Annotated in this window: 14 protein-coding genes; 9 read left to right on the top strand and 5 right to left on the bottom strand. The window is 72.9% G+C overall.

Annotated features, from left to right (window positions below):
• From ACH34R_RS42630 to mfd, 4 genes are all read right to left on the bottom strand, one after another.
• On the bottom strand, positions 1-882 hold an 882-nt coding region (locus ACH34R_RS42630), incomplete at its 3' end, for a serine/threonine-protein kinase (RefSeq protein WP_397567319.1).
• Positions 883-917: 35 nt separating this feature from the next.
• Positions 918-1,868 carry a MazG family protein gene (locus tag ACH34R_RS42625; RefSeq protein ID WP_397567318.1) on the bottom strand — a complete coding sequence of 317 codons (951 nt, stop codon included), beginning with the start codon at positions 1,866-1,868 and terminating at the stop codon, positions 918-920.
• A gap of 19 nt (positions 1,869-1,887) precedes the next feature.
• Positions 1,888-2,565, bottom strand: a complete 678-nt coding sequence (locus ACH34R_RS42620; protein WP_397567317.1) for a SurA N-terminal domain-containing protein — start codon at positions 2,563-2,565, stop codon at positions 1,888-1,890.
• 32 nt (positions 2,566-2,597) lie between these two features.
• A complete protein-coding gene (mfd, locus tag ACH34R_RS42615) occupies positions 2,598-6,140 on the bottom strand; it encodes a transcription-repair coupling factor (RefSeq protein ID WP_397567316.1) in 3,543 nt (1,180 codons plus the stop codon).
• 159 nt (positions 6,141-6,299) lie between these two features.
• On the opposite strand from mfd, the gene ACH34R_RS42610 reads away from it, so the two are divergent.
• The 3 genes from ACH34R_RS42610 to ACH34R_RS42600 all read left to right on the top strand — a co-directional run bounded on the left by ACH34R_RS42610 (position 6,300) and on the right by ACH34R_RS42600 (position 9,387).
• A complete protein-coding gene (locus tag ACH34R_RS42610; protein ID WP_397567315.1) occupies positions 6,300-7,079 on the top strand; it encodes a methyltransferase domain-containing protein in 780 nt (259 codons plus the stop codon).
• A 141-nt stretch (positions 7,080-7,220) separates the two neighbouring features.
• On the top strand, positions 7,221-8,459 hold the full coding sequence (cysC, locus tag ACH34R_RS42605; RefSeq protein ID WP_397567314.1) for an adenylyl-sulfate kinase: 1,239 nt from the start codon (positions 7,221-7,223) through the stop codon (positions 8,457-8,459).
• A gap of 7 nt (positions 8,460-8,466) precedes the next feature.
• Positions 8,467-9,387 (top strand): sulfite exporter TauE/SafE family protein, encoded by a 921-nt coding sequence (locus ACH34R_RS42600; RefSeq protein ID WP_397567313.1) that lies wholly within the window; start codon positions 8,467-8,469, stop codon positions 9,385-9,387.
• Here the strand turns inward: ACH34R_RS42600 and ACH34R_RS42595 are convergent.
• Positions 9,335-10,279: a glycoside hydrolase family 26 protein gene (locus ACH34R_RS42595; protein ID WP_397567312.1), complete on the bottom strand. Its 945-nt coding sequence runs from the start codon at positions 10,277-10,279 to the stop codon at positions 9,335-9,337. The genes ACH34R_RS42600 and ACH34R_RS42595 overlap by 53 nt on opposite strands.
• Positions 10,280-10,960: 681 nt before the next feature.
• Between ACH34R_RS42595 and ACH34R_RS42590 the strand changes: the two genes are divergently transcribed.
• The 6 genes from ACH34R_RS42590 (at position 10,961) to ACH34R_RS42565 (ending at position 19,304) form a co-directional block, all read left to right on the top strand.
• The gene (locus ACH34R_RS42590; RefSeq protein WP_397567311.1) at positions 10,961-13,816 is read left to right on the top strand and encodes a Wzz/FepE/Etk N-terminal domain-containing protein; all 2,856 of its coding nucleotides are present in this window, start codon (positions 10,961-10,963) and stop codon (positions 13,814-13,816) included.
• Positions 13,813-15,129: a hypothetical protein gene (locus tag ACH34R_RS42585; RefSeq protein WP_397567310.1), complete on the top strand. Its 1,317-nt coding sequence runs from the start codon at positions 13,813-13,815 to the stop codon at positions 15,127-15,129. Before ACH34R_RS42590 ends, ACH34R_RS42585 begins: the two co-directional genes overlap by 4 nt.
• Positions 15,126-16,058, top strand: a complete 933-nt coding sequence (locus ACH34R_RS42580; RefSeq protein ID WP_397567309.1) for a hypothetical protein — start codon at positions 15,126-15,128, stop codon at positions 16,056-16,058. Before ACH34R_RS42585 ends, ACH34R_RS42580 begins: the two co-directional genes overlap by 4 nt.
• 104 nt (positions 16,059-16,162) lie before the next feature.
• Positions 16,163-16,975, top strand: a complete 813-nt coding sequence (locus ACH34R_RS42575) for a sulfotransferase domain-containing protein (protein ID WP_397567321.1) — start codon at positions 16,163-16,165, stop codon at positions 16,973-16,975.
• On the top strand, positions 16,972-18,393 hold the full coding sequence (locus ACH34R_RS42570) for a lipopolysaccharide biosynthesis protein (protein WP_397567308.1): 1,422 nt from the start codon (positions 16,972-16,974) through the stop codon (positions 18,391-18,393). The genes ACH34R_RS42575 and ACH34R_RS42570 overlap by 4 nt, the downstream gene beginning before the upstream one ends.
• Entirely contained in the window at positions 18,390-19,304 is a 915-nt protein-coding gene (locus tag ACH34R_RS42565) for a sulfotransferase (protein WP_397567307.1), read from the top strand. Before ACH34R_RS42570 ends, ACH34R_RS42565 begins: the two co-directional genes overlap by 4 nt.
• Positions 19,305-19,334: the final 30 nt, after the last annotated feature.

Raw genomic sequence — 19,334 nt, 5'->3', positions numbered from 1 at the left:
GGCGGGGGCTTGTTGGGGGCTTGGGGGCTTCGAGGTGCTGGGGGCGTTCGGGGCTTCTGCCGAGTCGATCAGCCTCAGGAGCGTCTCAGCGGCCGTAGGGCGTCCGGAAGGGTCCTTGACCAGGCATCTGTCCAGCAGGTGGCGTAAGGGGCCCTCTGGGACCTCTGAGAGGTCCGGAGGGGCGTTCAGGATGCGGTTGAGCACCGCGGGGATCGTCTGGGCCCCGAACGCCGGGCGTCCGCTGGCCGCGAAGACCATCGTGATCGCCCACGCGAACACGTCGGAGGCCGGGCTCGCCGGGTGGCCGGAGATCTGCTCGGGCGAGGTGTAGGCCGGGGTGCCCATCACCGAACTGGTGGTCGTGGCCGTGGCCATGTCCAGGGCACGGGCGATGCCGAAGTCGATGACCCTCGGCCCGTCGGCGGCCACCAGGACGTTGCTGGGCTTGAAGTCGCGGTGGACGACCCCCGCGTGGTGGATCGCGGCCAGAGCCGTCGCCGTACCGACCGCGATGCGCATCAGCTCGTCGCCGCCGATCGGGCCCCGGTCGCGGACCAGCCGGTCCAGCGGAACGCCGTCGACGAACTCGCTCACCACGTACGGGCGATCGTTGCGCACGTCGGCGTCGAGCACCGGGACGGTGCAGAACCTGGCGACCCGGCGCGCGGTCTCCACTTCGCGCCGGAACCGCTCGCGCGCCGTGGCGTCGGCCGCGAGCCTGGCGTGCAGCAGCTTGACCGCGACGCGCTCGCCCGAGGCGGACTCGGCCAGGAAGACCGTGCCCTGGCCGCCCTCGCCGAGCAGCCCGAGGAGCCGATAGCCGCCCAGCGCGGACGGATCTCCCGGGCGTAATGGATCCACGTTGGGCATCCGCTCGTCCACGGGTACGGCGCCTCCCTCTCACGGGGTGTGGCCGGTCAGCCGGCCGTACGCTCCCACGCGCGGACGCGGTCGCGGTAGGCGCGGGCCGCGGCCCGCAGCTCGGCCTCGGGGTCGAGGCCCTCGGCGCGCGCCTGGCGCACCAGCTCGAACAGTCGCGCGCCCAGCGCCGAGACCCCCTCGCCGGGCAGGTCGGCGGGTGCGCCGATCCGTTCGGCGCGGCTTTGCAGCTTGGCCGCCAGCGTCAGCGACGGCTGGCCGAGCGGCACGCCGGAAAGGACCGACTCCTTGCCCTTGGCGGCCCGCTCCGCGGCCTTGATGACCTCCCAGTTGTCAATGACCTCCGCCTCCCCGCCGGCCTCGACCGACCCGAAGACGTGCGGGTGGCGGCGTACCAGCTTGTCCACGATGCCCGCGGCCACGTCGTCGATGTCGAAGCCGTCGGCCCGCTCCATCGCCAGCCGGGAGTGGAAGGCGACCTGGAGGAGCACGTCGCCCAGCTCCTCGCGCAGCGCCGGGTAGTCGTCCTCCTCGACGGTCTCCTGCACCTCGTACGCCTCTTCGAGCAGGTAGGGGACCAGCGTCTCGTGGGTCTGCTTGGCGTCCCACGGGCATTCGCGGCGCAGCCGGTCCATCACCCCCACCAGGTCGAGCATCCGCGCGCCGGGCAGGTCGTAGGAGCCGGGCATGACCTCGATCGCCGGCGGGTCGTCCTGTCCGACGGCCACGTGCCCGACCGCGCGCAGCAGGTCGGAGTCGCCGTCCTGGGCGGCGAGCCACACGACCTGGCCCGCCCGCGCCTCGGCCACCAGCCGGGCCGGGTCGGGCTCGATCACCTCGATCTGGACCCCGGCCTCCGCGAGATAGGGCAGGCAGGGGTGGTCCGCCGAGCCGGTGTAGGCCCGCCCCTCGCGCAGCAGACGCCAGGCGTCGTGCCCGAGCAGCCCCGGCGCGACCCGGGGCGAGGTGGTGATGAGGATCAGCGGCATGTCGGCATCACCCGCCGGATCAGCCGTCCTGCGGCATCTGGCCCTCGGGGCCGCCCTGCTGCGGCCCGCCCTGCTGGGGCATGCCCTGCTCGGGCCCGCCCTGCTGCGGCTGCGGGGCCTTGCCGAACCGCTCGGTCGCCAGGAACGTGCCCTGCTGCTGGTCCCACCGCCCGTAGCGGGGGTTGAAGGTGACCGGCACCTTCTGGATCTCCTGCACGAGCGCCTGCTGACCGCGCTGCAAGGACGCGTCGTCGGTGCCGCCGCCCATCTCGACGATCAGCTTCTGGCCGGTGAGGAAGGCGCGCACGTAGTCGCGGCTCTGCGACGGCGGCACCCCCTGCACCAGGAGGGCCTGCTCGATCTGGCGCGGGTTGCCGCCGCTCTGGTTGGTGATGAAGGCGTCGATCTCGCCGTCGGTGACCCTGACCTTCTGGGACTCGGCGAGCTGCGCGTACCTGTTGGTCTCGACGAGCTGGAGCAGCACCGACTGCGGCACCGGGCGCGGGAGCTGCTGCTGGGCCTGCGGAACGGCCTGCAGTGCCTTCTGCACCTCGCGGACGCTGTCCTCGACCTCGGCGACGCTGATCCGCTGGTCGCCGACGATCGCCGCCGCGCCTGCCTTCATCGGGGAGCACGCGGTGAGCAGGACGACGCCGCAGGCCGCCGCGGCCACGGCCAGACGCGTTGAAGTCTTCACGGTGGGATCCCTTCCGACAAATCCCGCCTACCTTACCGTGCCTGCTTGACGGGAACCGATTCGAGGAACATCGCCTGGACCAGGTCGCCGCACCACTTCAGCAGATCCAGGTCGCGCAGCGGCTGCCCGCCCAGCGGCTTGGTCTTCGGCACCGGCACCAGCAGGGTCTGCACGGTCTGCTTGTAAAGGGCCTTGGGGTAGAGCCGCTGGAGGCGGACCTGCTGCGACTCGGCGAGCCTGACCGGGGCGAACTTGACGTGCTGGCCCTGCACGGTCACGTCGGTCAGGCCGGCCTGGCGGGCGCGGACCCGGAACCTGGCGACCTCCAGCAGGTTCTCCACGGCCTGCGGGGGCCGCCCGTACCGGTCGGTCAGCTCGTCACGGACCGCCACGATGTCCTCCTGCGCGCCGATCGCCGCGATCCGCTTGTACGCCTCAAGGCGCAGCCGCTCGGAGGTCACGTAGTCGTGCGGGATGTGCGCGTTGATCGGCAGCTCGACCTTGACATCGGCCCGCTCGCCGTCGGCCGCGGGCGCGCCGGTCAGCTTGGCCTTCTGCTCCTGCACCGCCTCGGACATCATCCGCACGTACAGGTCGAAGCCGACGCCCGCGATGTGGCCGGACTGTTCCGCGCCCAGGATGTTGCCCGCGCCGCGGATCTCCAGGTCCTTCATCGCGACGTACATGCCCGCGCCCATCTCGGTGTGCTGGGAGATGGTCGCCAGGCGTTCGTGCGCGGTCTCGGTCAGCGGGCGTTCGGGCGGATAGAGGAAGTAGGCGTACCCGCGCTCGCGCCCGCGCCCCACCCGGCCGCGGAGCTGGTGGAGCTGGGACAGGCCGTAGCTGTCGGCGCGATCGACGATCAGCGTGTTGGCGTTGGGGACGTCCAGGCCGGACTCCACGATGGTCGTGCACACCAGCACGTCGAAGTCGCGTTCCCAGAAGTCCACCATGATCTTTTCGAGCTGGTTCTCGTTCATCTGGCCGTGCGCCACCGCGATCTTGGCCTCCGGCACCAGCTCGTGCAGCCGGGCCGCGGTCTTGTTGATGCTCGCCACCCGGTTGTGGACGAAGAACACCTGGCCGTCGCGCATCAGCTCGCGGCGCACCGCCGCGGCGATCTGCTTCTCGTCGTAGGGGCCGACGAAGGTGAGAATCGGGTGCCGCTCCTCCGGAGGCGTCAGGATCGTGGACATCTCCCTGATCCCGGTCAGGCCCATCTCCAGGGTGCGCGGGATCGGGGTGGCGGACATGGACAGCACGTCGACCTGCGTGCGCAGGTGCTTCATGGCCTCCTTGTGCTCCACGCCGAACCGCTGCTCCTCGTCCACGATGATCAGCCCGAGCTGCTTGAACCTGATCTCCGGGCTGAGCAGCCGGTGCGTGCCGATCACGATGTCCACCGAGCCTTCGGTGAGCCCGCGCATGGTCTCCTTGACCTCGCCGTCGGTCTGGAACCGCGACATCGGCCTGACCACCACGGGGAAGCTGGAGAAGCGCTCGGCGAACGTGGACAGGTGCTGCTGCACCAGCAGGGTCGTGGGGACCAGCACCGCCACCTGCTTGCCGTCCTGGACGGCCTTGAACGCGGCCCGCACCGCGATCTCGGTCTTGCCGTAGCCGACGTCGCCGCAGATCAGCCGGTCCATCGGCAGCGGGCGTTCCATGTCGCGTTTGACCTCGTCGATGGCGGCGAGCTGGTCGTTGGTCTCGGCGTAGGGGAAGGCGTCCTCCATCTCCCGCTGCCAGGGGGTGTCCGCCCCGAACGGGTGTCCCGGCGAGGCCATCCGGGCGCTGTAGAGCCTGATCAGCTCGCCCGCGATCTCCTTGACCGCCTTCTTGGCCCGCGACTTGGCCTTGGCCCAGTCGGCGCCGCCCATCCGGTTGAGCGTCGGGGCCTCGCCGCCGACGTAGCGGGTCACCTCGTCGAGCTGGTCGGTCGGGACGTACAGCCGGTCGCCCTTGGCGTACTCGATGACCAGGTACTCCCTGGTCGCCCCCTGCACCGTGCGCTGGACCATCTCGATGTACCGGCCCACGCCGTGCTGCTCGTGGACCACGTGGTCGCCGACCTTGAGCTGGAGCGGATCGACCATGTTGCGGCGGCGGGACGGCAGCCGCCGCATGTCCTTGGTGGACGCCTTCTGCCCCACCAGGTCCAGGTGCGTGAGCACGGCCAGCGACTCGGTCACGAAGCCGTGCTCCACCCGGCCCGTGGTCACATGGACCACGCCCTTGCCCGGCTCACCGGCCAGCCCGGGCTCCAGCCTGGCCGGCACGTCGACGCCCTTGAGCAGCTCCACCATCCGCTCGGCCGGGCCGTGGCCCTCGCTGAGCAGCACCACCCGGCGGCCCTCGCCCAGCCAGCCCTTGATGTCGGCGAGCGCCCGCTGGGTGTCGCCGCGGTAGGACTCCGCCTCGTGCGCGTCGAGCGTCACCCCGTCGTCGTCGCCGGTACCGGTGAACGGCGCGATCGACCACCACGGCAGCCCCAGCTCACGGGCGTGGGCGCGGACCTCGTCCAGGCCGCGGAACGCCGACGCGCCGAGGTCGATGGGGGCCTCGCCGCCCGCCGCCGCGTTGATCCACGACGCCTCCAGGAACTCCTGGCTGGTGCGGACCAGCTCCTCGGCCCGCCCGCGGATGCGCTCCGGATCGCACACGAACACCGCCGACCGGACCGGCAGGTGGTCCACCAGCAGGTCCATGTCACCGGCCAGGACCGGCGCGAACGCCTCCATGCCCTCCACCGGCGAGCCCTCGGCGAGCTGCTCCAGGGTCTCGGCCAGGGCGGGGTGCCGTTCGGCGAGGTCCTTGGCCCGGGCGCGCACCTCGGGCGTGAGCAGCAGTTCCCGGCAGGGCGCGGCGAACAGGCCGTCGTCGGCGACCTCCAGCGAACGCTGGTCGGCGACCTTGAACCAGCGGATCTCCTCGACGGTGTCGCCCCAGAACTCCAGCCGCAGCGGATGCTCCTCCGTCGGCGGGAACACGTCCAGCAGCCCGCCGCGCACCGCCACCTCGCCGCGCCGCTCGACCATGTCGACCCGGTGGTAACCGTTCTCCACCAGGCGGGCCACCACGTCGTCCAGCTCGGCGTCGTCGCCGGAGCGCAGCCGTACCGGGGTCAGGTCGCCGAGGCCCGCCACGATCGGCTGCAACAGCGCGCGGACCGGCACGACGATCACACCGAGCGGCCCCGCCGCCAGGTCGCCGTCCACCGGATGGGCCAGCCGGCGCAGCACGGCCAGCCGCTTGCCGACCGTGTCGCTGCGCGGCGACAGACGTTCGTGCGGCAGGGTCTCCCAGGCCGGGAACACCGCCACCGACGCCTCATCGAGCAGGCTGCCCAGCGCCGCCGCGAGATCTTCGGCCTCGCGCTCGGTCGCGGTCACCGCGAGGACCGTTCGCATGCCCCCGGCCGCGCCCTCGCGGGCCAGCGCCGCCGCCGTGAACGGGCGCAGCGCGGGCGGCGCGAGGAGCGAGACGTCGGAGGCGACGCCCCCGCGCACATCGCTCAGCAGACCGGCGAGGCGGTCCTCGGCCACGACGAGATCGAGTAGTCCGGAAAGGGTCATCAGAATTGCCCCACAGCCCCACGATGGCAACACGACTACCCCCGGCGAAGGGATTCGGGCACGGGGGTTACTCCATACCAGGGTACTTCCCCCGGTCGGCCCGGCGTCGCCACCCGGGTATCCGCGACTCTCCAGAGCGGATTGACTACGCTAGGTGACATGCACGAGGTGAGATCGGTCATCGAACGAGGCGACCTGTTCAACCGCATGATCCGCGACCAGTGGACCGAGCATCTGGGGCGGCGGATCGACGTCCTGGCGGTCGGCTGCGGCGGGGGCGGCGACCCGTTCCGCGCCACCGAGGCGGCGTCCGGGCCGGGGGCCGGGCCGGGATACGGCGGCGCGCGGCCGATGGAGACCAGGGTCACCGGCATCGACGAGGACCTTCCGGCCCTGCGGCGCGTCGTGGAGTCCCGCGACGATATCGACGCGTTCGCGCTGGGCGACCTGCGTTCGGTCCCGGTGCCGCCGAGGTCGTTCGACGTGGTGCACGTCGAGCATGTGCTGGAGCGGATCAGGTACGCCGAGCTGGTGCTCGACCGGCTGCTGAACGGCCTGCGCCCCGGCGGCCTGCTGATGGTCCGGATGCGCGACCGCGAGTCCGCCTACGGGTTCTGGGCCCGCCGGGTGCCCGCGCCGCTGCGGCGCGCCGCCTGGCGCGGCTTCACGCCGTCCGGCACGGTCGGGCCGCTGCCCGCGATCTACGAGCCGATCACCTCCCGCGACGGCATCCGCTCCTTCTGCCTGAGCCGCGGGCTGCGGATCAGCGAGGAGCACACCGCCGTGGGCGGCCCGGCGCTGCGCGGCGCGCTGGGCGGGCTGGCCAGGCTGGTCTGCAAGCTGACCGACCGGCTCAGCGGCGGGCGGCGTACGGCGGCGTACGACGAGGTGACGTTCGTGATCCGCCGGCCACAGAACCAGTTCGCCCGGCTGCTCTGAACGCCTTGACCTGGGCGATCCCGGGTTGATGTGGGCTGCGGTCAGTCGTTAGGGTGACACTCCCCGACCATGGCGGTAGGTTGGCCGGGATTTACGGGGTTCAACGGTGGTTTCGATGGCGACGGAGCATAAGACGCGCACATGACGGCGACCTTCGAGTGGACCCCCGACGCCCGTGAGCTGGCCGATCTTGAGCTGCTGCTGTCCGGCGCCTTCCACCCGCTCACCGGCTTCCTCGGCGACGCGGACGCGCACTCCGTGCTGGAACGCGGCACGCTCGCCGACGGCACGCCCTGGCCCGACCCGGTGCTGCTGCACCTGCCCGCCGACCATCCGGCCCAGGCGGGCGACCGGATCACGCTGCTCGACCCCGAGGGCGCGGCGCTGGCCGTACTGACCGTGGCCGAGCGCGGCCCGCACGGGGTGGCCGGCCCGATCGAGGGCGGCGCCGGTGGGCCCGAGCACGGCCCGTTCGCGCGGCTGCGCCGCCCGCCCGGCGAGGTGCGCAAGGAACTGGGCGAGGGCCCGGTGCTCGCGGTCACCATGCGCGGCCCGCTCGACGACACGGTGCTCGCCGAGATCACCGCCACCGCCGCCGAACTCTCGGCCACGGTGCTGCTGCTGCCCCTCGCGTACGGCGAGGCCGGGCCCGCCGTGGTGCGCGCGGCCCTGGCCGCCCGCGACAGGCTCCCCGCGGGCACGGCCGTCGCCGCGGTGCCGCTGGCCCCGCGCGAGCCCGTCACCATCGATCTGGAGCTGCGCGAGCACGTCGCCGACGCGTACGGCGCGAGCGAGCACCTGGCCGCCCCCGACCCGATCGCCATCCCCGGCCCGCCGCACCGGCGCGGCCTCGTGGTGTTCTTCACCGGCCTGTCCGGCTCGGGCAAGTCCACCATCGCCCGCGGCCTGCACGACGTACTGCTGGAACGCGGCAGCCGCACGGTGACCTACCTGGACGGCGACGTCGTGCGGCGGCTGCTGTCGGCCGGGCTGACCTTCTCCAAGGCCGACCGGGACGCCAACATCCGGCGCATCGGCTTCGTGGCCGCCGAGGTGGCCAGGCACGGCGGCCTGGCGATCTGCGCGCCCATCGCGCCGTACGCGGCCACCCGCGCCGAGGTCCGCGAGATGGTCGAGTCGGTCGGCGCCGACTTCCTGCTGATCCACGTCGCGACCCCGCTGGCCGAGTGCGAGCGCCGCGACCGCAAGGGCCTGTACGCCAAGGCGCGGGCCGGCCTGATCCCCGAGTTCACCGGCCTCTCCGACCCCTACGAGGAGCCCGACGACGCCGAGCTGGTGATCGACACGACGGGGATGCCGATCGACCGCGCGGTCTCCCGTGTCGTCGACCTGCTGACCTCGGGAGGCTGGATCCGGTGAGGCGCTGATGGACCTGCCCCTGGTCGTTGGATCGTTCTTCGTCGCCATCATCGTCGGGCTGACCGGCATGGGCGGCGGCGCGCTGATGACCCCGATGATGCTCCTGGTGTTCAACGTGCCGCCGCTGGCCGCGGTGTCCAGCGACCTGGTGGCCTCGGCGGTGATGAAACCGGTGGGCGGGTACGTCCACCTGCGCCGCGGCACGGTGAACCTGCGGATGGTGGGCTGGCTGTGCGCCGGGTCGGTGCCCGCGGCGTTCTGCGGGGTGTTCGTGGCGCGCGCGTTCGGCGACGGGGCGGACGTGCAGCGGGCCGTGAAGTACGCGCTGGGCGTCGCGCTGCTGCTGGCCGTGGCGGGGCTGGTGGTCAAGTCGTGGCTGGCGCTGCGGGCGGGCACGGCCGACGGGCCGGCGGGCGCCGGGGGGATGCCGGTCGTTGCGGTACGCCCGATTCCTACCCTACTGGTCGGTACGGTCGGCGGGCTGATCGTCGGGATCTCCTCCGTGGGGTCCGGCTCGCTCATCGTGGTCGCCCTGCTGGCGCTGTATCCGGCGCTGCGGGCCAACCAGTTGGTCGGTACGGACCTCGTGCAGGCCGTGCCGCTGGTGACCTCGGCGGCCCTCGGGCACCTGCTCTACGGCGACTTCCGGCTCGACCTGACCACGTCGCTGCTGGCCGGGTCGATCCCCGGGGTGTACCTCGGCGCGCGGATCTCGGCGCGCGCCCCCGGCGGGTTGATCCGCGCGCTGCTGACCGTCGTGCTGCTGGCCTCGGCGCTCAAACTGCTCGGCGTGAACGACATCGCGACCCTGTGCGTCGTCGGCGTCGCGGTGGTGGCGGGCGTGGCCGGGTGGCGGTTCGTCCGGCCGGCCCGGGTCAGCGTTCCACAGGGGTCGAGCGAAAGTAGGAGTCCCGCGCCAGATCGGTGAACGCCCTGCGCGCGCCCGGGGAGGCGTCGAACCGGGTGTCCCCCCTCGGGGCGTGCGGCGAGTCGAAGTAGACCAGCGCCTTGATCTGCGGATAGTGCTGGATTCGCCTCCGGACCGACCGGAAGAACTCCCGCTTGAAGGCCCGGTCGCCGGACCGCTCGAACACCCCCCACTCGGCCACCATGATCGGCTTGCCGGGGAAGCGCCACTGCATCCAGCGGTAGAAGCCCGGCCAGTCGGGGTAGTCGGCGCGCCGCTTGTTGATCAGGCCGTCGAAGTCGCGTACGCGCCTGTCGGCGTAGGGGTCGAGAGCGACCCAGTCGACCACGTCGTCACCGGGGTATAGCCGCTCGAACCACGGCTTGGACGCCCAGTTGGGCGCGCCCATGTACGTCATCACGGTGACCGCGTTGCCGACGCCACCGGCCCGCAGCCGCAGCACCACCCGCCGGTACATCGCGGCGTAGTCGTCGGCGGTCATCCCGGAGCCGGGGGCGGCGCGCACGTCGTTCTCCGGCTCGTGGTGGACGGTCAGGAAGAACGGCTCGCGGTAGGTCCTGGCGATGTGCCGCGCCAGCCGGTCGATCCGCCGGTCGATGGCGCCTGCGGCGATGTCGGCCCAGGTGTGCTCGAACGACGGCTTCCAGTTGATCAGCAGCATCCGGCGGTCGCGCGCGAGGCCCTGTTCCTCCTCGGAGGGGAACAGCTCGTCCTCCCGGTGGTAGAGGTGCACGATGTCGGCCCGCCGCCCCATGCGACGCTCGGCCCGCCCCAACGCCCGCTCAGGCGGGCGCCCGGTGAACACCTCGGGCGCGATCCCCCACCAGGCCCCGCACGAGGGGATCAACTTCGCCGCCACCTCACAGGGCGCCGACGCCCCGAGCCCCCGCATGTTCCCGCCATCGTCATGACCCTTCTCGTGACCCTCTGAGGACCTCGCCGCGGCACCCGAGGTCCCCCGACCCGCCTCCCCGGCACACGCGCTACTCCCCCCGACCAGAACGGCCACCACCCCGACCGCCACCCAGCGTCCCGCCGAAGGCCGCCCGCAGGGCGTGGCCGGGGCCGGGGCCTGCCGGGAGTGGGTCGGCGGCAATGTCGCAACGGGCATCCGAAGGCTTCGGATACGCCCCCTATTTGCGATTTTCCGGAGAAAGAACGGACAGATCACATTAAGCCGGAAAGCCAGCAGCGGCTTGACCAGAGCCCCGATTCCGGATTTTCCACCCTTACGACCACAATGACGCAAGACTTCACCACTTCCTTCGCCATACGCCACGCCCGCGCGTTTTCCGACACCGCCGCCCACCACCATCCCACCGGCGGATCACCTCACGTCAGGCACTTTACATAGCTCTTGCCCGGCCACTCGCCCAGCTATGTCTGAATATTTCCGAACAATCCGCCCTAACTCAGCATGTTTTACTTGCCGAAATTCATCCACAGGACGGAAAATCTCGGTCAACCAGGTCGGCGAAATGGCCGACCGGCTTATAGTGGGGAGCCGTTCATCTTTGCGTGCGCGAGCCGATTCGCGCAACTACCCGAACCAGGCGGGAGGGGCACGATTTCCATGAGCGGCCTGTCGCCGGACTTTCCCGAGCGCGGTTCGGGCACGGACCTGTCCGAGTACACCTCACTGCTGCGCAGACGCTGGCTGATCTTCTTCTTCTGCCTGGCCTCCGGGTTCACCGGCGGCGCCGCGCTGCTCAGGGTGACCCCGCCCGCCTACACCTCGACGACCCAGGTCCTGGTCTCCCCCACCGGGGTCAACGACCAGGCCAACCAGGTCAACGGCCGGCAGCGGGAGTCCCTCAACCTCGACACCGAGGCGCAGGTCGCCCAGTCGGCCGTGGTCGCGGAGCAGGCCCGCGCCAAGCTCACGCCCTCCGCGATGGCGGAGCCGATCCCGGCCGCCACGATCGCCGTCGCCGTCCCCCCCAACTCGGCCGTGCTGTCGATCTCCGCGACCGCCGCCACCCCGGCGTCCGCCGCCGCCCATGCCCGCGCCTACGCCGACGCCTACCTCCAGCACCGCACCGAGGCCGCGCAGCGCGACGTGAGCGCCCAGCTCAAGGCGCTCGCCGCCAAGCTCAAGCAGCTCAACGACGACCTGAGCAAGATCGCAACCACGCTGCCCGGCCTGGCCAGGGGCACCGCCGAGCGCACGATCGCCCAGCAGCAGCAAGACGTGCTGACCCGCCAGGTCTACAACCTCACCGTCCGATACGACACGCTCAGGACGGTCGCCATCACCCCCGGCTCGGTGATCAGCGAGGCAGTGCCGCCCGGCGCGCCGAGCGCGCCCAGCCCCGCCCTCTACCTCGGCAGCGGCCTGATGCTCGGCATGCTCGCGGGGGCCGGGGCCGCCTTCGCCCGTGACCGCCTCGACACCCGGCTGCGCACGGCCCGCGACGTCGAGCGGCTGACCGGCGTCCCGGTGATCGCCGGGCCGTCGGGGGTGCCCGCCGGCCGCGACCCCGACACTCCGCATGAGCTGGCGTCCACGCTGCTCGCCGCCCGTCCGGGCGGCCACCTGCTCATTCGCCCCGTCGGCGCGGACTACGAGGCGCGGCAGCTCGCCGACGCCCTGGCCCGGCCGCTCGGGCCGACCCGCGTCCTCACCGGCGAGGGCCTGCACGACCTCGCCCGCGCCGACAGCGCGGTGCTGCTGGTCGCGCTGCGCGGGGTTCCGGCGCGCGAGGTCGTCGCGGCGGCGCAGGCGCTTCACCGGGCCGGGGCGCGGCTGATCGGAGCCGTCGTGGTACGCCCGGCCCGCCGCCGCACCCGCCGAACCCGCCGCGACCCCACCACCCGCCCCAACCGGCCCGCCGAACCCACCGGGTCCGGTACACGCTCCAACCGGCCCGCCGAACCCACCGAACGTTCCGACTGGCCCGCTGAACCCACCGAGCGTTCCGACTGGCCCGCCAGGCCCACTGCCCGCTCGGACTGGCCCGCCGAACCCACCGGGTCCAGCGCACGCTCTGACCGGCCCGCTGAACCCGCCGAACGTTCCGACTGGCCCGCCAGGCCCACTGCCCGCTCGGACTGGCCCGCCGAACCCAACGAGCCCGGCACACGCTCCAACTGGCCCGCTGAGCGTTCCGAGCGTTCCGACTGGCCCGCCGGATCCACGGAGTCCGCTGAGCTTGCCGAGTCTGCCGAGCCCGTTGGGCCTGCCGCCAGGACCGCCGGGCCGTTCGGGCCCGCCCGGCCTGCTCAGCCCGGCCAGCCCGGTCAGCGTGCCGGGGGGTCCGCGTCGTCGCCGGCCGCTGAAGGCGGCCGGCCGGTCCCTGCGGTCACACCGGCGCCGCCCTCCCGTACGGCCTCGCCGGAGGAGCACCAGGCCCTGGCCGCGCAGCTCACGACCACGCGTTCGCGGACCGGCAGGGACCGGCCGCACGCCGCACCGCAGGCACCGGCGAGCGCGGACGAATGGCCCGTGCCACCGCGCCCGCCGGCCACCTCCCGCCCCCTCCCGCAGACCGGCGCAGGCGCGCCCGCCGCCGCCGGCGAGGCCGCTCGTGCCAGGCGAGACGCCGGGCCCGCGCCGGAAGGGCTCGGCAAGCTGGTCGTACCGGCTCCGGGCAAGGGCGGGCCGGGCCGTTCGGCCGCCGAGGACGGTACGACCACCGGCACCCACGCCACCGAGGCCCTGATCACCAGCCCGCTGCACCAGCTCAACGACCCCGCCCACACCGCCGGACCGAACAGCGCCGCATCCCGCCGGCCCGCACCGGCGGACCCACTCGACGGCCCCCACCCGACACACCGCCCCGGCCGAGCCGGCTCCCGCTGGGCCGACCCACAGGACGAACCACCCACCGGCCGCAAATGGGGCGACCTCCCCGCACCCACCACCAGCGACCCCGCACCCCGCGCGACCACGCACACGTCCTGGAAGGACCAGCACACCCCAGGCCACGCACCCCCCGAAACCTGGGACAACGAATCCTCCCCCAGCGACCGAGCACCGCACGGAACCACGCGCTCATCCTGGAAAGACCCGCACACCCCCGAAACCTGGGACGACGCCCTCTCCCCGGCCGTCCCGCCACACACCACCTGGACGGACCGGCAGTCGGTGCCCGGTGACCCGGTACCGGAGACCTGGGACGACCTGCCCTCCGGCGACCCGGCCCCCCGGGCGTGGGGCGACCGGGTCTCCCGCGACGACCGGTCCGACCCCGCCGCAGTACCGCACCCGGCCGCACACGACCGCGCGGCCCCGGCCGCGCCGGCGACACCACGCCGGACGAGCCCTCCCTATCCCCCCAGCCGCAACGACCGAGACGAGCACAACGACCCGCCGACCCCCCACAACACCGACCAAGAGCGCGGACGCGGACGCCCCGCCGCAAGCCGCAACGCCCTTCAGTCCTGGCTGGAAGACTCAGATCCGCCCGATCCATGGCGCGAGACGTGACTCCCAAGACCCACGGCAAGCGCTGGCGCCTCCACCCGGCCGCCTGGCCGATCGCCGCGTTACTCATCGGCTACCCCCTCTGGTGGGCCCTCGGCTTCGGCGGCCTGTCGGTGATCGTCATGGCGGTGCCGATGGCCGTCATGCTGTGGCGGCGCAGACCGGTCAAGGTACCGCCGGGGTTCGGCCTGTGGCTGCTTCTGCTGGCCGGCCAGGCGCTAGGCGCGCTGATGCTGGCGGAAAACCCCCCTGGCACCTACGGCGACCTGAGCCAGGGCAGGGTGCTCGGCCACCTCATGCGCCTGGCGCTCTGCGCCGCGCTCCTCGTCGTCGTGCTCTACCTGGGCAACCTCACCCAGCGCGAGCTGCCGCAGCTCACCCTGGTCCGGATGCTCGGGGCGCTGTTCGTGATCACCGTCGCCGGCGGCGTGCTGGGCCTGCTCGCACCCGGCTTCCAGTTCACCTCCCCGGTCGAACTCGCGCTCCCCGACTGGGTGAGCGGCAACTCGTTCGTCAGCAACCTGATCCACCCCACCGCCGCACAGACCCAGAAGGTCCTCGGCCACGCCGCCCCTCGCCCCGAGGCCCCCTTCGAGTGGGCCAACGCCTGGGGCAGCAACCTGTCGGTGCTCGCCGTGTGGTTCGTGGTGGGCTGGTGGGTGTACGGCGGGCCCCGCCACCGGCTCGCCGTCGCCGGGGTGCTGGCGGTGGCCGCCGTACCGGTGGTGTACTCGCTCAACCGTGGCCTGTGGATCGGCATCGGCCTGGCCGCCCTCTACCTGCTCATGCGGCTCAGCGCCCGCGCCCGCATCGCGGTCTGCGCGGCCACGGCCGCCGGGGCGCTGCTCTTCCTGCAAAGCCCGCTCCAGGCCGTGGTCGTGCAGCGGCTGGACAACCCGCACAGCAACGACGTCCGCGCCTTCACGGTGTCGGCGACCATCGCCGCCGCCGCCCACTCACCGATCATCGGCTACGGCAACACCCGCAACGCGCTGGGCAACCACCGTTCGATCACCACGGGCAAGACGCAGTGGTGCGACGAGTGCGGGCATCCCCCGCTGGGCAGCGACGGTCATCTGTGGCATCTGGCCATCGCCCAGGGGTTCGTGGGGGCCGCGCTCTACATCGCGTTCTTCGGCGGCGCGGTGCTGCGGTGGTGGCGCGACCGGAGCCCGGTGGGCCTGGCCGGGGTCCTGGTGATGCTGCTGGTGCTCTTCTACATGCTCATCTACGACGGCTACTTCACCCCCCTCGCGTTCTACATGATCTCGTTCGCCCTCCTGTGGAGAGGGTCCCTAGCCAAGGGGTCACCGTGAATGACGCTCGTGTCCGGGTGCGCTATCTCGACGAGACCGTACACCGGCTGTTCCCCAGTGGAGACAGCGGCGAGATGGCCGCGTACTCCCTGCTGCCGCACGCCCGGCTGCCCCGCCGGCTGGTCCGCCGCCGCTGGTGGCACCGCCCGCTGAGCAGGCCGGTCATGGTCCCGGCGGCCGATGGCGGGTCGATCGAAGATCACCTGGGCGAGGTGCTGGGCATGCCGATCCGCACGGTCCTGCACGTACGGCCGGCCCGGCGCGCCAACCGCAAGCCGATCCTTTCGGCGTACGGGCCGGACGGGCTCGCCGCCTACGTCAAGATCGGCGACACCGAGCGCACCGCGAAGCTGGTCGGCGACGAGGCGCGGGCGCTGCGCCTGGTCGCCGACCTGCCGCTCAAGGTGGTGACCGCGCCGACCGTGCTGCACCACGGGAGCTGGCGGGGCCTCGCGGTGCTGGCGGTGTCGCCGCTGCCGGTGCCCCGCCGCCATCCCCGGGGCACGCGCTTCGCGGGTGACACGGTACGCGCCGCCGTACGCGAGATCGCCGAGCTGTGCCCCGGCGAGCCGTACGCCTGGCACGGCGACCTCACGCCCTGGAACATGGCGCCCGCGCCGGACGGGCGGATGCTGGTCTGGGACTGGGAGCGGTTCGCGACCGGGGTGCCGCTGGGGTTCGACGCGGTGCACTTCTTCCTGCACCGGGCGCTGCGCCGGATGCGTCCGGCGCTGGCGGCAAGGGCCTGCCTGGCGCAGGCGACGGGCGTGCTCGCCCCGTACGGCCTGTCCTCGGCCGAGGCCCGGCTGACCGTGCTGCGCTACCTGATCGCGCTCGCCGACCGGCACGCCGCAGACGGGCACGAGCCGTTCGGGCCGCCCGCGACCTGGCTGTCCCCGCTCATCGATCACGCGGAGCCGATCCTTTGAGCCACCGGCACGACGTGCCGGGGGTGCCCGGGGCCATCGGGCGTACGCTCACCGGCTCACTCGGACGCTCGGTCAAGCGCTCCGCGCACGCGGTGTCGCTGGCCATGGGCCGGCTCACCGCAGGTCAGCGGGTGCTGCCCGGCTTCCTGATCATCGGGGCGCAGCGCTGCGGCACGACCTCCCTCTACCGGGCGCTGTCCCAGCACCCGCTGGTGCTCAAGCCGGTGCTCCGCAAGGGCGTCCACTACTTCGACGTGGCCTATGAGCATGAGTTGCGGTGGTATCGCGCGCATTTCCCGCTTCGCGCCACGGCGGCACGCCTGCACCGGATGTACGGGCACCGCCCGATCGCGTTTGAGTCGTCGCCCTACTACCTCTTCCACCCGCTGGCGGCGGCCCGGATCGCGCGGGAACTGCCCGGGGTGAAGTTGATCGTCCTGGTCCGCGATCCGGTCGAACGCGCCTATTCCGCCCATGCGCACGAGCTGGCCCGGGGGTACGAGCGCGAGCCCTGCTTCGAGCGCGCGGTGCTCCTGGAGGACGAACGGCTGGCCGGCGAACCCGAACGGCTGTGCGCCGACCCCCGGGCCGGCAGCCACGCCCACCGCCACCACGCGTACCTGGCCAGGGGCCGCTACGCCGAACAGCTCGCCCGGATCGAGCCGCTGGTCGGCCGCGATCACCTGCTGGTGGTGGACAGCCACCGGTTCTTCACCTCCCCGGCCGCCGTCTATGCGGAGGTGCTGCGGTTCCTCGGCCTGCCCGAACTGACCGTCCCCGGGTTCGCCTGCCACAACGCCCGTCCGCGCGCCGCCCCGATGCCGGCCCCGCTGCGCCGCCGCCTCGCCGCCCACTTCGCGCCCTGGGACTCCCGCCTCACGCCCTGGCTGGGCCATCCGCCCTCATGGCTGCGGTGACCGCCCGGCCGTCGCTGGCGTCCGTGGCCAGGGGCGGGGCGCTGGGCCTGGCCGGCGCGGCGGCGGGGGCGGCGGCGCAGGTGGCGCTGGTCCTGGTGGTGACCCGGTCGTTCCCGCCCGCCACGGCGGGCGCGCTGTTCACCGCGATGGCCCTGTGCCTGATGACCGCCGGGGTGGTCCGGCTGGACGCGAGCAACGGCCTCGTCCACGCGCTGGCCTCTGGCACCGAGCGCGCCCCCATACACGCCTATGTCCGGGCGGCCCTGTATCCGGTGATCGCCCTTTCCATGGCCACGGCCGTTGCGGTGTACCTGCTCGCGCCCACCGTCGCCGCCGTCACCGGCGTACCGGCCGAGTGGGTGCGCCTGCTGACCCTCGCCCTGCCGTTCATCGCCTGCGCCGACGTGCTCGTCGCGGCGACCAGGGGCCTCGGCGCCATGGGCCCGACCACGTACCTCCTCGGGCTGGTCCAGCCGCTCATCCAGCTCACCCTGATCTGCCTGGCCACCATCATCGGCTCAGCGTCCGCGCTCCCCCTCGCCTGGGCCCTGCCGTACGTACCGGTCCTCGCCCTCGCCGCCCTCTGGCTCCACCGGCACGCATCGGCCCTCGCCGAAAGTGGCCGGCCGTCGGTGACCGGGAACCCGCCCCCCGGCCCCGGCGAACCACCCGGTGCCGTGATCCCGGCGATGCCGGGAGCCGGGCATACGGACGGGGAGCGGGCGCGGCACACCCGTCACGCCGCCCGCGAGCTCTGGCGGCACACGGGCCCGCGAGCGGTGGCCGGCGGGATTCAGGCGGTGTTCCAGCGGCTGGACATCGTGATCGTCGCGGTGCTCGCCGGACCGGCCGAGGCGGCCTGCTACACGGCGGCGACCCGCTTCAAGATCATCGGTCAGCTCGCCGCGCAAGGGCTCGCGCATGCCGTGCAACCACGGCTCGTCCGCGCCCTGACCGGGCATGACCTGCACACCGCGCGACGCCTCTACCAGGTGACCACGCTGTGGCTGGTCGCGCTGACCTGGCCGGTGTGGATCGGCTACGCGGCGCTCGCGCCCTGGCTTCCGGCGCTGCTCGGTACCGGCTACCGGCAGGGCGCGCAGGTGGCCGTCGTGCTGGCCGCGACCATGATGGTCGCCTCGGCGTGCGGGATGGCGGACCTCGCGCTGATCGCCGCCGGACACACCACCGCAAGCCTGGCGAACACCACCATCGCCATCACCGTGACCGTGGCCGCCGACATCGCCCTCGTGCCCGCGCACGGGGCGCTGGGCGCGGCGCTCGGCTGGTCGGCCGGAGTACTCGTGAAGAACCTGCTGCCCCTGCTCCACCTGCACCGCACGTACCGGTTGCGGCCCTTCGGCCGGCACACACCGGCCGCCCTGCGTCCGCGCGCCTGGCAGGAGGGCCCGGCGTGAACGCGCCCATCCTGGTCACCGGCCTGCCGCGCAGCGGGACGAGCTGGACCGGCCGGATGCTCACGGTCGGCGGCGGGCTCGTCTACGTCAACGAGCCACTGAACCCGCAGCACCCGCCCGGTCGCTGCCCCGGCGTGCTGAACGCCGAGGTCACCCACCGCTTCCAGTACATCTGCCGGGACAACGAGGACACCTGGCTCCCCGCGTTCCGCGACACGGTGGCGCTGCGCTACCGGTTCGCCGCCGAACTGCGCCGCAACCGCTCGCCGTACGACCTGGCCAGGCTCGTCCGCTACGGGACCGCCTTCACCGCCGGACGGCTGCGGCGCGCCAGGGCGCTGCTGGACGACCCGTTCGCGGTACTTTCGGCGGGCTGGTTCGCCGACCGGCTGGGCTGCCAGGTGATCGTACTTCGCCGCGATCCGGTGTCGTTCGTGGCGAGCTGGCAGCGGCTCGGCTGGACGATCCACTTCCGCGACCTGCTGGACCAGCCGCTGCTCGTCCGCGACCACCCCGAGGTCGCGCAGGCCGGCGCACTCGCCGAGTCCACCGACCGGATCACCAAGGCCGCCACCCTGTGGCGGCTCACGGCCACCATCACCACCCGCCTCGCGGCCCGGCACCCGGGCATCCAGGTCGTCCAGTACGAAGACCTGGCCCGCGACCCTCTCGGCGGCTTCCGCGCCCTCTACGACCGGACCGGCCTGGAGTGGTCCCCCCGCGCGGAAGAACGCATCACCCACGCCTGCACCGCCGCCATCACCGCCCGACCCCCCACCGCCTTCACCTGGACCGGCCTTTCCCTGTCCCGCACCGCCTACCGCCGCACCGACTCCCGCACCGCCGCCCACATCCGCCCCGACGGCCTGACCCCCACCGACATCACCCGCATCCGCACCCTCTGCTCCTGACCCTCCCGGCCCGGCTCCATTCGCCAGGCC

Source organism: Spongiactinospora sp. 9N601 (assembly GCF_044326295.1).
Taxonomy (GTDB): Bacteria; Actinomycetota; Actinomycetes; order Streptosporangiales; family Streptosporangiaceae; genus Spongiactinospora; species Spongiactinospora gelatinilytica.
Note: the sequence above shows the minus strand (reverse complement) of the source record. Positions and strands in the feature narration are given on the sequence as shown.

Excerpts from the sequence above, each read along its gene's own strand:
- ACH34R_RS42625 (WP_397567318.1), bottom strand. The coding sequence starts at position 1,868 with ATGCCGCTGATCCTCATCACCACCTCGCCCCGGGTCGCGCCGGGGCTG.
- mfd (WP_397567316.1), bottom strand. The coding sequence starts at position 6,140 with ATGACCCTTTCCGGACTACTCGATCTCGTCGTGGCCGAGGACCGCCTC.
- ACH34R_RS42610 (WP_397567315.1), top strand. The coding sequence starts at position 6,300 with ATGCACGAGGTGAGATCGGTCATCGAACGAGGCGACCTGTTCAACCGC.
- cysC (WP_397567314.1), top strand. The coding sequence starts at position 7,221 with ATGACGGCGACCTTCGAGTGGACCCCCGACGCCCGTGAGCTGGCCGAT.
- ACH34R_RS42600 (WP_397567313.1), top strand. The coding sequence starts at position 8,467 with ATGGACCTGCCCCTGGTCGTTGGATCGTTCTTCGTCGCCATCATCGTC.
- ACH34R_RS42595 (WP_397567312.1), bottom strand. The coding sequence starts at position 10,279 with ATGCGGGGGCTCGGGGCGTCGGCGCCCTGTGAGGTGGCGGCGAAGTTG.
- ACH34R_RS42590 (WP_397567311.1), top strand. The coding sequence starts at position 10,961 with ATGAGCGGCCTGTCGCCGGACTTTCCCGAGCGCGGTTCGGGCACGGAC.
- ACH34R_RS42575 (WP_397567321.1), top strand. The coding sequence starts at position 16,163 with ATGGGCCGGCTCACCGCAGGTCAGCGGGTGCTGCCCGGCTTCCTGATC.